Origin of the sequence: Neisseria viridiae, from assembly GCF_962747995.1 — a bacterium.
GTDB classification, from domain to species: Bacteria; Pseudomonadota; Gammaproteobacteria; order Burkholderiales; family Neisseriaceae; genus Neisseria; species Neisseria viridiae.
Map to the genome: position 1 here is coordinate 24,931 of NZ_CAUJAJ010000017.1, position 12,303 is coordinate 37,233.

Below are 12,303 nucleotides of genomic sequence, written 5' to 3' on the forward strand. Positions count from 1 at the left end.
CCTCCCGATCCTGAAGATTGGGAGGTTTTCTGTTTGCCGGACATCAACCCTTGTCGTGGAACTCGTGGAATTCATACTGATAGGACAAATCCCGACCCGCTTTTTTCTGTGCCAAATAATCATCATAAATGGCACGGATTTCCTTACGCAGCAAAAACAGGGCAATCAAGTTCGGGATAACCATAAAGCCGTTGAACATATCGGACAGGCTCCAAACCAAATCGACTTTGCCGAGCGTACCCAAAACAATGGCAAGCAGAACCAATGCGCGATAGATGCCCAAGTGTCTTCCCCTGAAAAGGAAGCGGATGTTGGACTCGCCGAAATAATACCAGCCGATAATGGTCGTAAAGGCGAAGAAGGTCAGACACACGGCAAGCAATTGCGAACCGAAGCCCGGAAATGCCTTGTTAAAGGCAAATTGAGTAACCGCCGCGCCCTGTTCGCCCGAAAGGTTGGCATCGGTCAACAGGATAATCAGCGCAGTTGCCGTACATACCAAAATCGTATCGATAAACACGCCGACAAATGCCGCCATACCTTGCTGCACAGGATGCTTCACATCCGCAGTCGCATGGGCGTGCGGAGTCGAACCCATCCCCGCCTCATTGGAAAACAGACCGCGCGCCACGCCGAAACGTATCGCTTCACGCATACCGATACCCGCAGCACCGCCCAAAACGGCTTCGGGATTGAAGGCGGCGGTAAAGATGTGGTTGAACATCGGCACAATATGGTCGGAAAATTCAAACAGGATAACGACGGCGCACAAAATATAAACAACCGCCATAAACGGCACGACAAACTGGGCAATATTGGCAATACGGTTCACACCGCCAATCACAACCATGCCCGCAAGGACGGCAAGCACAATACCGACCGCCAAAGAAGGCACATCAAATGCAATGGTAACGGCAGAAGCGATGGAGTTTGCCTGAGTCGCATTGCCGATAAAGCCCAATGCGATAATCAACGCAATGGAAAAGAAACCGGACAGGAAACGCGCCGCGCCGCGACCGATTTTCGGAGTCAGACCGTGCGTAATATAAAACGCCGGCCCGCCGATGTATTTGCCGTGGCTGACGACGCGGTATTTCTGCGCCAGCAGTGCTTCCGCAAAAATCGTGGACATCCCCAAAACGGCAGAAAGCCACATCCAAAAAATCGCGCCCGGCCCGCCTGCGGTAATGGCGGTCGCCACGCCAGCGACATTGCCCGTACCGATTTGCGCGGATATGGCAACCGCCAACGCCTGAAACTGCGATAAGGACTTATCGTCTTTATCGCCTTTGGCAAACAAGCCGCCGAATACGGATTTGAATCCCGCGCCAAACTTCAAAATCTGCGGCGCACCGAGATACAGCGTAAAAAACAGGCCGATACCCAAAAGGGCATAAATCAGCAGGTAGTCCCAAAGAAACCGATTGACTGTACCCACCAGAACAGACAATATATTTTCCATAAAATAAACCTTATCTTACGATTAAAATGACTGCTTTCCCCAAGACATTCCAATAAGGAAACACGGCGAGCAGACCGTATTTGCCCTCAACAGATACCTTCAATTGTCAACAATCGGGGAGAAGCTGTGCCATCATACCGTAAAATATCGTTTATTAAAATATTTCTTTATTTTTAAGCGGAAAGCGGAGGAAATCGTTTTCAGACGGCATAGACAACGGCACGGCATAAAACAGGATATTTTGGGTGCTTGCAACTTATGTTAAAATGCCGACCGTAAAAAATCTGACAAAAACAGATTAATTATTTGAAATAAGAAAGGAAATTTATGGCAGGCCATAGCAAGTGGGCGAATATCCAGCATAAAAAAGCCCGTCAGGATGCCAAACGCGGCAAAATCTTCACCCGTTTAATTAAAGAAATCACCGTTGCGGCGCGTATGGGCGGCGGCGATCCCGGCGCAAATCCGCGCCTGCGTCTGGCTTTGGAAAAAGCAGCCGAAAACAATATGCCCAAAGACAATGTGCAACGCGCCATCGACAAAGGTACGGGCAACTTGGAAGGCGTGGAATACATCGAATTGCGCTACGAAGGCTACGGCATCGGCGGCGCGGCTTTGATGGTGGACTGCCTGACCGACAACAAAACCCGCACCGTTGCCGACGTGCGCCACGCGTTTACCAAAAACGGCGGTAACTTGGGTACCGACGGCTGCGTGGCGTTCAACTTCGTGCATCAGGGCTATTTGGTATTCGAACCCGGTGTTGACGAAGACGCGCTGATGGAAGCGGCTTTGGAAGCCGGTGCGGAAGACGTGGTTGCCAACGACGACGGTTCCATCGAAGTCATTACCGCGCCAAACGATTGGGCGGGCGTGAAAGCGGTATTGGAAACCGCAGGTTACAAATCCGTTGACGGCGACGTAACCATGCGCGCCCAAAACGAAACCGAACTCTCCGGCGACGATGCCGTCAAAATGCAAAAACTGATTGACGCGCTGGAAGACTTGGACGACGTGCAAGACGTTTACACTTCCGCCGTATTGAATCTGGACTGATACGCAGCACAGCAGACATACAATAAAATGCCGTCTGAACCTTTCAGACGGCATTGATTTATTTAGCCCTTGCCCACGCCCACCAAACCGTCAGGACAACCGCCAGAAAATACGCCGCGCTCCAAACAGGCAAAGCAATTCCCAGCAGATAATCCGGTTCAGCACAATTTCCGAACCCGCGCACGACAGGCTCGAACCAATCAAACAAAGGCCAGCCCTTCAATCGGAACGTCCACGGCGCGCCGCACGAAGGAGCGGTTCCTGGCGGCAGCGACTGCAGCCACAACTGATATGCCGCAACAGAAATACCCGTAACGGCCGGAATGCTGATAAAGACAGCACCGAACAAACCGCCTGCCCTTCTTCTTGGTCTGCACATCAGGACAATTGCCGTGCACAATGCGGTTGCCAAAACGCATAACCGCTGACTGATACACAAAACGCAAGGCTCCATACCCAAAACATACTGTGCCGCCAAAGAACCGGCAAATGCACAGACCGAAACGGCAAACAGCAGCCAAACGGCTTTTCTAAATAACGGGGTCATTTTCTCAACACACCAATCAAAATACCGATATGCCGATTTTGCTGGATATATCCCGAGATGGCAAGGGACGAATCAACACCGGCGCAGGTGCGGACGATTTCGGTTTTCCCCGATATGCACAAAACCTGACAAGGGACAAAACGGCGATTTGCCCGCACAATGCCCGCAAAAAAAATACATCCGGAGGATTTGAATTTCGGCAAATTTAGCGAATCAAAAGCAACAGCCGATAAAGAAAAGGCAAAAGTTTATTTCAATGTTTCAACACACAGGACGACACATAAAGCACCGCCCTATGTGCCGCCCTGATTCGGAAGGGCTTACGCCCCTCCCAAATAAAGTCTGATCCTGCCGCCCTAAAGTGCGGGGTTTCAACCGAAAAGGAAACACGATGAAATAATATGATTTTTTTGAATAAGCGGATTGACGGGTTTTTGAAGGAATTTGTTACCGGATAGCCATCGGGCAAGTTTTTTGCAAAATTTGAATCGGTCGGGTAAATTTTCAAAAAATAATTGACAGCGGATAAGAAACGGCGGATAATTACCGCCGTTGAGTTGCTTGATGCAGCTTGATTTTTCTCCTCTATTTCTCCTTTGTAGACTTGGCACACATTCAATCGGATGTGTGCATTTTTTTATCTCCGCCCTCTTTGAAATTTAATTACTTTTATCGCTTAAAATTCTATCCTTTAAGAAATTTAACAAGAAAACCGCTTGCTTTTTGACCGGAAAAGCTGCATAATTTACCCCGTTAGCTGGTTCGAGTAGTCAGTTAATAGTTTCTCCTCTATTTCTCCTTTGTAGACTTGGCGCACATTCTATTGAATGTGTGCATTTTTTTATCTAAAACTACAACCTACCATACGTTTTGTTGTTATATTTCATTCAGGTGTCAAACTGCATAGCCAGCCTGAAATATTCAATCCAAATCCAACACCGTATTTTCTTTGACTTCCTCCATCACAACATAACTCCTACTCTCCGAAGCGGCAGGCAGTTGCAATAGGATATTGCCGAGCATATCCCGATAGGCAGACATATCGGGCAAACGTACTTTAATCAGATAGTCGTATTCGCCCGATACCAAGTGGCATTCCATAATTTGCGGAATTTTCAGCACTTCCTTTTTAAAGTCTTCAAAGATATTGCCCGATTTGGATTGTAATTTCAATTCGACAAAAACCAATAAAGGTTTGCCCAACAGATGGGGATTGAGACGGGCGTGATAGCCGGAAATATAATGTTCCCGCTCCAAACGGCGCACCCTCTCTGTAACGGGCGTGGTGGACAAGCCTACCTTCTCGGCAAGCTCCGTCATCGGGATGCGGGCATTCTGTTGAAGGATCTTAAGGATGCGGAAATCGATTTTATCTAGTTCTTTCATTTGGATTGCTTTGTATTTATTATTGATTTTAACAAATAGAGTATAAATTTGGGAAAGCGATTATATCAGGAAAAGCGAACCGCCTTCCTACCTGAAAACTGCTGCCCCGGCTTGAAAACACAAGGTTCTTTAATATTTTAAAAGCCTTGCCGTTGGATTATAATCCCCAAACCGATTTCTTAATTTTGCTAATAAACACTTGTTTGGTAAGGAATGAATTTATGCGCCCTTTGAACGTGCAGATCAGGTTGGGCAACCTTAGGCACAATTATCAGATTTTAAAGGAAATGCACGGAGGCAAACTGTTGGCGGTAGTGAAGGCCGACGCATACGGACACGGTGCGGTCAGATGTGCTTTCGCGCTGGCAGACTTGGCAGATGGTTTCGCCGTGGCCACAATCGATGAGGGAATCAGGCTGCGTGAGAGCGGCATTACCCATCCGATTGTCCTTTTGGAAGGCGTATTTGAAGCATCAGAGTACGAAGCGGTCGAACAATACTCGCTCTGGCCGGCAGTCGGAAACCAATGGCAACTTGAGGCTTTGCTTTCCCGTCATTGGAAAAAACCCGTCAAAGTCTGGTTGAAAATGGATTCAGGAATGCACCGCACCGGATTTTTCCCTCATGATTACGCTTCGGCATATGCGGCATTGAAACAGTCGGAATATGTGGACAGTATTGTCAAGTTCTCGCATTTCTCCTGTGCGGACGAACCCGAAAGCGGCATGACGGAAATACAGATGGAAGCATTCGATTTGGGTACAAAAGGGCTGGAAGGCGAAGAAAGCCTTGCCAATTCGGCGGCTATTTTGAATATCCCCGAAGCACGCAGGGATTGGGGACGCGCGGGCTTGGCGTTGTACGGCATTTCCCCATTCGGAGGCAGCGATGACAGGCTGGAACCCGTAATGAGGCTTTCCACCCGTATTTTCGGCGAACGCGTTTTACAGCCGCACTCCCCTATCGGTTATGGCGCAACATTTTATACCAGCAAATCTACGCGGGTCGGTCTGATTGCCTGCGGTTATGCGGACGGTTATCCGCGCCGCGCCCCAAGCAATTCCCCCGTCGCCGTCGACGGTAAATTGACCCGGGTCATCGGCAGGGTCTCTATGGATATGATGACCATCGAGCTGGATGCTTCGCAAGAAGGTTTGGGTCATGAAGTCGAACTGTGGGGCGATACGGTTAATATCAATACCGTTGCCGAAGCGGCTGGAACCATCCCTTACGAATTGATGTGCAATATCAAACGTGCAAAATTCACTTATATCGAGTAATCGACTCCAAACGAAAATGCCGTCTGAAGCCTTTCAGACGGCATTTTGGCGTTTATATGGGTCAAACGATCCGCCAATCAGATTGAAACAAGCGTAACGAATTGAAAAAAAATGATTTATAATCGATTTACTTAAATTTAAGCATTTTATCCATTAAAGAAGAAAATTTTACTATGAAAAAACTACTCGCGCTGACGGCATCAGTATTGGCTTTATCGGCCTGTTCGACAACCAGCACTGTTGATTTCAGCCAAAAAGAAAAAAGCTATCATAGCTACACCATCCGCGATCTTTCCCAAGATCATATCCCATCTGACACCCGTGCGCTTTTTATCCAAAACTTAAACCGTGAATTAGCCGCACTCGGTTACGCCGTAGGCGATGACTTGGATATTAATGTCAACATCGAAAACTTTAATGAAGGAAACCGTGCCTTGCGTTATTTGGTTGGTTTTGGCGCAGGCAAAGCAACATCAAAAATCGTCACGACACTCGTTGATAAAGAAAGCGGGAAAATTGTCGGTAATATTCAAACTGACGGTATGTTGGCAATGGGCGCATTTGGCGGAAACAGCGGCGATGTCCTGAAAAGGTCGGCTAAAGACATTGCCAAAAAAATTGCAGAATCCGGTATTTTGAAAAAAGAAAAATAATCAATATATTATTTTCCAAAGACATTTTATCGGACAACTATGGGCAAAATGCCGTCTGAAGCCTTTCAGACGGCATTTTGCCATCAAAACCGCAATCAGTTTTTCATCGATTGAACCGGTGCGGGAATCCTGCCGCCCCGGTTGACAAACACTTCGCACGAACCTTCTTTAACCGGCATCACGGGCGCGTAGCCCAACAAGCCACCGAACTCGACGCTGTCGCCGACGGTTTTACCGGTTACCGGAATAATGCGTACGGCAGTAGTTTTGCTGTTGATCATGCCGATGGCGGCTTCGTCGGCGATGATGCCGGAAATGGTGTGCGCGGGTGTGTCGCCGGGAACGGCAATCATATCCAAGCCGACCGAACAAACGGCGGTCATCGCTTCGAGTTTGTCCAGCGTCAACACGCCTGCTTCGGCGGCGGCAATCATACCTTCATCTTCCGAAACAGGGATAAACGCGCCGCTCAAACCCCCGACCGCGCTGGAAGCCATCATGCCGCCTTTTTTCACGGCATCGTTCAGCAATGCCAAGGCAGCCGTCGTGCCGTGCGTACCGCAGACGCTCAAGCCCATTTCTTCAAGAATGCGCGCCACCGAGTCGCCAACGGCGGGGGTCGGTGCCAGCGACAAATCGAGAATGCCGAACGGAATGCCAAGCATTTTCGAGGCTTCTCGACCAATGAGTTCGCCCACGCGGGTAATTTTGAAAGCGGTTTTCTTCACTACTTCCGCAACTTCGGTCAATGTCGTTGCATCTGAATTTTCCAACGCGGCTTTTACGACACCCGGGCCGGAAACACCGACATTAATCACGGCATCCGCTTCGCCCGAGCCGTGGAACGCGCCCGCCATAAACGGATTATCTTCCACCGCGTTGCAAAACACGACGATTTTGGCGCAGCCGAAACCTTCGGGCGTGATTTCCGCCGTGCGTTTGATGGTTTCGCCTGCCAACTTGACCGCATCCATATTGATACCGGCACGCGTGCTGCCGATATTGATAGAGCTGCACACGATGTCGGTAGTTTTCATCGCTTCGGGAATGGAACGGATCAACACCTCATCCGAAGGCGACATGCCTTTTTGCACCAGCGCGGAAAAGCCGCCGATAAAGGACACGCCGATGGCTTTGGCTGCCTTGTCCAAAGTTTGCGCTACGCTGACGTAAGAATCGGCTTTGGTTGCCGCCGCGATTTGGGCAATCGGCGTAACGGAAATACGCTGATTCACAATCGGCACGCCGTATTTGGCAGACAGATATTTTGCCGTTGCCACCAATTCTTTGCCGACCGTAGTGATTTTGTTGTAAATGTTTTGGTTCAACACGTCGATGTCGGTGCTGATGCAGTCGTGCAAATCAATGCCTATGGTAATGGTGCGGACATCAAAATTCTGGTCGGCAACCATGCGGATGGTTTCGAGAATTTCGTTGGAATGGACTTGGGACATTTTTGGGGATTCCTTGTTGAATGGGTTTTATTTGGTGCAGGCTGCCTGTGATTTATTTTTGTTCTGAGACATAATGCGGTGTTTCTTCTACTGCGGCAAACAGTTTGCCGTCCGCATCCCATAAGGGTTGGCGGCAGGAATCGCAGTATGCCGCTTCGTGATTAGCATACGGCGGCGGCTCGCTTATGGCCAAATCCCATGCCGACAGTTGACCGCAGGAGGAGCAATCGACCGTATATAAGATGAAATTTGCCGCTTTGTTCAGACTTTGGAAGGTCCAAAAATCAGACTGGATTCTTTCCAAACTTTTACATGCGTTGCTCGGAACAATAAACACAGTATAGTCATCGCTGCCGCTTTCCAAAAACATCAACCGCATTTTTTGCCGTTTGAGTTTGCCGTCGAAATAATCGAAGGCAAAGGGCAGAAAATTGCCGCTTTCCCAATCTTGGCCAAATTCTTTATCGAATTTTTTATATAAATCATCAGGTTTTACTTTTAGTATTTCTTTGCCGAATGCTACCAAACGCTCATTGACAAATTGATAAAGCTCACCCTGCCCACTCTCCCCTTTCCAATCTAAAAAGAGAAAAATACGGTTTTGATACAGGGCTTCTCGCAATATTTCGTTTTGAGAAGCTGATGGCAGCAGCGCAGTATATTCGTTTTCGGTAACAATTTTTTGCAGTATTTTTTCGGGTTTCATTGAAATATTCTCGTATTTTGGTATTTTGAAATGCAGACTGCCTGTATTTCCTTTTGCTTGGATTTGTTTTTACCGCCCAACCACTACCGCAACATCAGCCGTTTGACAAGCACAAACACAGGAAGCGACAGCAAAAACGCCAAAAATCCGTGCTCCACGCTCTACACTTTGAACGACACGGTATCACTTTGTTATCGATCACGATTTGGTAGCGTGCAGTCATAAAAGCATTGGCATCTAATCGGTTATTTACGTAAAACAGCTCGAACGTGTCGGGTGGCAGGCAGGTCTATTGTAAATATACGCCTTCATGGTCGCGCAACACAGTATCTTCGCGCACCAAAGTTTCGATGCTTTTTCACCGGTTTAGAGGTTGGCGCAGGGTTATCATGGTGGAACTCCTTCTTTTCAGTCAGCCTGAACGGCCGGTAACGATGGTATCTCTGCCCTGTTCTCCAACACATTCAAAGCAGCCTGCACTTTGAAAACTAGAGTGCAGGCTGCTTTTTTCAGATTCGGTGCATGGCTTGAAAAATTTCTTCGTTTTGCATACGGATATCAAGCGCGAGTTTTTTGCTCTCTTCCGCAAACAAATCCAAAACCTCTTGACGCGATTTGGTGCATTTTGAAGTGTCCACCAAAATAATCATGGTAAAAAAATCGTCCATCAGCTGTTGGCTGATGTTGAGAATATTGATTTGGTTTTCCGCTAAAATTTTGGAAACGTCGTACACAATGCCCACACGATCTTTACCGATGACGGTGATGACTGAATTATTCACGAAGCTTTCTCCTTGCAGATATTCATTAAAAGCCAAAATTATATACCACTGCTAAATTTTCAAGAAACAATGCCATCAATCTGCACATATAAGAATGCCGTCTGAATATATTTCAGACGGCATCAAATTTAGGGTTCGATTAAATAACCATCCTTATCCCACTGAGTTTTCCTAACCAACTTATCATCCTGATAAACAGCTTCGCTCTTTTTAGAACCATCTTCATACCACTCTAAGACTACTCCATTACGTTTATGATGATGGATAGACAGTTCCGAGAGTAATCGACCGCTTTCATCCCAAGTCAGAATCTTGACAGGTTCATCGTTGGCCATAACCATTTCCGTCTTGATGCTGCCGTCGGCATACCATTGCTTCCATACGCCGTTTGCCTTATTTTGCTTAAACTGGATTTCGCTTTCCTTGCCGCCGTTACGGTAATAACGGTATCCCGTACCTTCACTCAAACCATTTTTATAAGGCATAACGGCAGATTTTTTACCGTTCGGATACCAGTTGACCCATTCCCCGTCCGGCTTACCCTTGCTGAAGCCCCCCGCCATTTTTTTCTGACCATTAAAATGCCACAAAATCAACATACCGTTTTGCAGGGTAGGCACAAAAGATTTGATTTGCGTTGAAGCAACAATATAAGGTTCGGAATATTTCTTCATCGACGGATAATAAAAATCCTGCGCGTGCGCAATACCTGCCGCCACACTATATTGCCTGATATAAGCGGCAGAAGACATCGTCGCCGTCAGTTTCCCGTTCTGATTAAAATAAACAGAATAGGTCTGCGCCGGCAAAGCGGTCGAAAAACCCAACAGGACAATTGAAAATACAATCCGAGATAATTTTTTCATTGCAATAGCGATATAAAAACAATTAACTTATAAACAATATGGTAAGGATTTCTCTGCCAAGCGTCAAACCCGAGACAACGTATCGTAAAAATACCGTCTGAAAACAAATCGTCTTCAGACGGCATTTCCCCTTCAACTCACTCTTCACCCAATAACTGCTCGCGCGTCAAGAGGAAAACAAAACCGTCGCCCCCGCTGGTTTCCAACCAAGTAAAAGGCAACTCCGGATACGCCGCTTCTAATACATCCCTGTTATGCCCGATTTCTACCAACAATACACCTTTAGGATTCAGAAACTTTGCTGCATTCAGAAGAATTTGTCTGGTTGCATCCAATCCGTCCTCACCACTACCCAATGCCAATTCCGGTTCATGTAAATACTCTTCAGGCAATAACTCAACCGATTCCGCATCAACATAAGGAGGATTGGAAACAATCAAATCATAACTACTTTCCAATCCTTCAAACAAATCCGTATGAATAAGCTGGATGCGTTCTTCCAAACCATAATCTTCGACATTAATCCCTGCCACTTCCAAAGCATCCAAGCTCACATCAACCGCATCAATCTGCGCATCGGGATAGTGATGCGCCATCTGAATTGCGAGACATCCGCTTCCGGTACAAAGATCCAAAGCATTATGCACCAACTCATCGTATTCTATCCAAGGACGAAGTCCGTCACCCAACAATTCATAAATAAAAGAACGAGGTATGATTACGCGCTCATCCACATAAAAATCAAACTCTCCCTGCCATGCCTGCTGCGTCAAATAAGCAGCAGGAATGTGTTCAACGGCGCGTCGCTCAATAACCGCCAACACTTCCTCTTTTTCAGCTTCCAAGAGTTTTGCATCAAGATATGGGGCAAGCATATCCAAAGGCAAATTCAAAGTATGCAGAATCAAATAAGCCGCTTCATCATGCGCATTATCTGTTCCATGACCAAAAAAGAGCCCTGCCTCATTAAAACGGCTGACTGCAAAACGTAAGATATCGCGGATAGTCGTCAATTCTTGTGCTGCCTGATTAAACATAATATGAACCATTCTGCGTATAAATGCTTTTAATTATAACAGAAACAACAAGCAAACCTTTTCATATCGTCAAATAACCACTCAGTCTACCCAAATGCCCGCGCGAAAACCATCGCCCGAACGGAAACGGCAATGGCGGACGGTATAGGCAACCTGATGTGCTGGCACTCTGCGTCAAAGGCAAATCAGGCGGAATTATCCATCATAACAAAACTTGATGACTTATTGCGCTACGCAAAATATGAGGGTTCTTATTCGGATAGGAAAGGTCGTCCTGATATTATTGCAGTACATAAGTATCGTGCCGTTGCCAAGGTTGGGAATGAGTCTTTAAATGTCGGCGTGATTGTAAGGGAGTTTCCAGACGGCCATAAACATTACGACCATTTCATCTTGAAGGATGAGTAAAGCCCTTTTGCAGTGTAGCTCTGGAGCGGATACCGTTAAGGCAAGTACGCTTCCAGCATTACAAAAGGGCTTTAAATTCAACATACCATTTATACAGACAGAAATAAACCAATGACGAAGTTATACGCAGAAATCGCCAAGATGGAGGCGCAGGATGACGGCACGGTCAAAGTTTGGGGTTACACCTCAAGCGAGGCGGTCGATTAGGACGGCGAAGTCATCCCGGCGGCAGCTATGAAGGCGGCGATTCCCGATTATATAAAGTTTGGCGCGGTGCGCGAGATGCACGGCTCAAACGTGGCGGGAACGGCGATTGAAATCAACGTGGAAGACGACGGCAGAACCTTTGGGGCGCATATCGTCGATCCCGTTGCCGTGGCAAAAGTCAGGACGAGCGTTTACAAGGGCTTTTCCATCGGCGGCAGCGTTACCGCCCGCGATGAGTTGAACAAGTCGCAAATCGCGGGCTTGAAGCTGACGGAAATCAGCTTGGTTGCCCGCCCTGCCAATCCCGATGCTGTGTTTACCTGCTTTAAGGCGGACAAAGGTGCGGAAGCGGTAAACAATGATACAGAACACAATACTGCATATTTTAGCCATTTCCCTTCCAAACAAAAAACAAAAAAGCACCGGCGGCAGCCGATGCCCCTTCCTTTACAGGTTCCC

The 12,303-nt window shown here is 47.3% G+C and carries 12 protein-coding genes and 1 pseudogene; 5 read left to right on the forward strand and 8 right to left on the reverse strand.

Going from position 1 to position 12,303, the window contains the following annotated elements; all coding sequences use genetic code 11:
- Positions 1-43: 43 nt before the first annotated feature.
- The gene (locus tag Q9J79_RS08850; protein ID WP_301912357.1) at positions 44-1,462 is read right to left on the reverse strand and encodes an alanine/glycine:cation symporter family protein; all 1,419 of its coding nucleotides are present in this window, start codon (positions 1,460-1,462) and stop codon (positions 44-46) included.
- Positions 1,463-1,789: 327 nt separating this feature from the next.
- On the opposite strand from Q9J79_RS08850, the gene Q9J79_RS08855 reads away from it, so the two are divergent.
- The gene (locus Q9J79_RS08855) at positions 1,790-2,518 is read left to right on the forward strand and encodes a YebC/PmpR family DNA-binding transcriptional regulator (protein ID WP_301912356.1); all 729 of its coding nucleotides are present in this window, start codon (positions 1,790-1,792) and stop codon (positions 2,516-2,518) included.
- Between the two features lie 58 nt (positions 2,519-2,576).
- On the opposite strand, the gene Q9J79_RS08860 is transcribed toward Q9J79_RS08855, so the two are convergent.
- Both Q9J79_RS08860 and Q9J79_RS08865 read right to left on the reverse strand, forming a co-directional pair.
- On the reverse strand, positions 2,577-3,065 hold the full coding sequence (locus Q9J79_RS08860; RefSeq protein WP_118779415.1) for a disulfide bond formation protein B: 489 nt from the start codon (positions 3,063-3,065) through the stop codon (positions 2,577-2,579).
- 921 nt (positions 3,066-3,986) lie between these two features.
- The gene (locus Q9J79_RS08865; protein WP_301912355.1) at positions 3,987-4,451 is read right to left on the reverse strand and encodes an Lrp/AsnC ligand binding domain-containing protein; all 465 of its coding nucleotides are present in this window, start codon (positions 4,449-4,451) and stop codon (positions 3,987-3,989) included.
- Positions 4,452-4,672: 221 nt separating this feature from the next.
- On the opposite strand from Q9J79_RS08865, the gene alr reads away from it, so the two are divergent.
- Both alr and Q9J79_RS08875 read left to right on the forward strand, forming a co-directional pair.
- Entirely contained in the window at positions 4,673-5,731 is a 1,059-nt protein-coding gene (gene alr / locus Q9J79_RS08870; RefSeq protein WP_301912354.1) for an alanine racemase, read from the forward strand.
- A gap of 173 nt (positions 5,732-5,904) precedes the next feature.
- On the forward strand, positions 5,905-6,384 hold the full coding sequence (locus tag Q9J79_RS08875; protein WP_301912352.1) for a DUF4410 domain-containing protein: 480 nt from the start codon (positions 5,905-5,907) through the stop codon (positions 6,382-6,384).
- Positions 6,385-6,479: 95 nt separating this feature from the next.
- Here the strand turns inward: Q9J79_RS08875 and Q9J79_RS08880 are convergent, their stop codons facing one another.
- The 5 genes from Q9J79_RS08880 to prmB form a co-directional block, all read right to left on the reverse strand.
- Positions 6,480-7,838, reverse strand: coding sequence for a PFL family protein (locus tag Q9J79_RS08880; RefSeq protein ID WP_301912351.1), 1,359 nt, complete (start codon positions 7,836-7,838; stop codon positions 6,480-6,482).
- A gap of 52 nt (positions 7,839-7,890) precedes the next feature.
- The gene (locus tag Q9J79_RS08885) at positions 7,891-8,544 is read right to left on the reverse strand and encodes a DUF6630 family protein (RefSeq protein ID WP_003754521.1); all 654 of its coding nucleotides are present in this window, start codon (positions 8,542-8,544) and stop codon (positions 7,891-7,893) included.
- A gap of 509 nt (positions 8,545-9,053) precedes the next feature.
- Positions 9,054-9,326: an ACT domain-containing protein gene (locus Q9J79_RS08890; RefSeq protein WP_003680574.1), complete on the reverse strand. Its 273-nt coding sequence runs from the start codon at positions 9,324-9,326 to the stop codon at positions 9,054-9,056.
- A 128-nt stretch (positions 9,327-9,454) separates the two neighbouring features.
- Positions 9,455-10,192, reverse strand: a complete 738-nt coding sequence (locus Q9J79_RS08895; RefSeq protein WP_301912350.1) for a toxin-antitoxin system YwqK family antitoxin — start codon at positions 10,190-10,192, stop codon at positions 9,455-9,457.
- A gap of 137 nt (positions 10,193-10,329) precedes the next feature.
- On the reverse strand, positions 10,330-11,229 hold the full coding sequence (gene prmB, locus Q9J79_RS08900; RefSeq protein WP_301912349.1) for a 50S ribosomal protein L3 N(5)-glutamine methyltransferase: 900 nt from the start codon (positions 11,227-11,229) through the stop codon (positions 10,330-10,332).
- A 132-nt stretch (positions 11,230-11,361) separates the two neighbouring features.
- Between prmB and Q9J79_RS08905 the strand changes: the two genes are divergently transcribed.
- Positions 11,362-11,637, forward strand: coding sequence for an LPD3 domain-containing protein (locus Q9J79_RS08905; protein WP_301912348.1), 276 nt, complete (start codon positions 11,362-11,364; stop codon positions 11,635-11,637).
- A 111-nt stretch (positions 11,638-11,748) separates the two neighbouring features.
- Positions 11,749-12,183 (forward strand): annotated as a pseudogene (locus Q9J79_RS08910) (HK97 family phage prohead protease); the annotation flags it as partial.
- Between the last annotated feature and the right edge of the window lie 120 nt (positions 12,184-12,303).

Excerpts from the sequence above, each read along its gene's own strand:
- Q9J79_RS08850 (WP_301912357.1), bottom strand. The coding sequence starts at position 1,462 with ATGGAAAATATATTGTCTGTTCTGGTGGGTACAGTCAATCGGTTTCTT.
- Q9J79_RS08855 (WP_301912356.1), top strand. The coding sequence starts at position 1,790 with ATGGCAGGCCATAGCAAGTGGGCGAATATCCAGCATAAAAAAGCCCGT.
- Q9J79_RS08860 (WP_118779415.1), bottom strand. The coding sequence starts at position 3,065 with ATGACCCCGTTATTTAGAAAAGCCGTTTGGCTGCTGTTTGCCGTTTCG.
- Q9J79_RS08865 (WP_301912355.1), bottom strand. The coding sequence starts at position 4,451 with ATGAAAGAACTAGATAAAATCGATTTCCGCATCCTTAAGATCCTTCAA.
- alr (WP_301912354.1), top strand. The coding sequence starts at position 4,673 with ATGCGCCCTTTGAACGTGCAGATCAGGTTGGGCAACCTTAGGCACAAT.
- Q9J79_RS08875 (WP_301912352.1), top strand. The coding sequence starts at position 5,905 with ATGAAAAAACTACTCGCGCTGACGGCATCAGTATTGGCTTTATCGGCC.
- Q9J79_RS08880 (WP_301912351.1), bottom strand. The coding sequence starts at position 7,838 with ATGTCCCAAGTCCATTCCAACGAAATTCTCGAAACCATCCGCATGGTT.
- Q9J79_RS08885 (WP_003754521.1), bottom strand. The coding sequence starts at position 8,544 with ATGAAACCCGAAAAAATACTGCAAAAAATTGTTACCGAAAACGAATAT.
- Q9J79_RS08895 (WP_301912350.1), bottom strand. The coding sequence starts at position 10,192 with ATGAAAAAATTATCTCGGATTGTATTTTCAATTGTCCTGTTGGGTTTT.
- prmB (WP_301912349.1), bottom strand. The coding sequence starts at position 11,229 with ATGTTTAATCAGGCAGCACAAGAATTGACGACTATCCGCGATATCTTA.
- Q9J79_RS08905 (WP_301912348.1), top strand. The coding sequence starts at position 11,362 with ATGGCGGACGGTATAGGCAACCTGATGTGCTGGCACTCTGCGTCAAAG.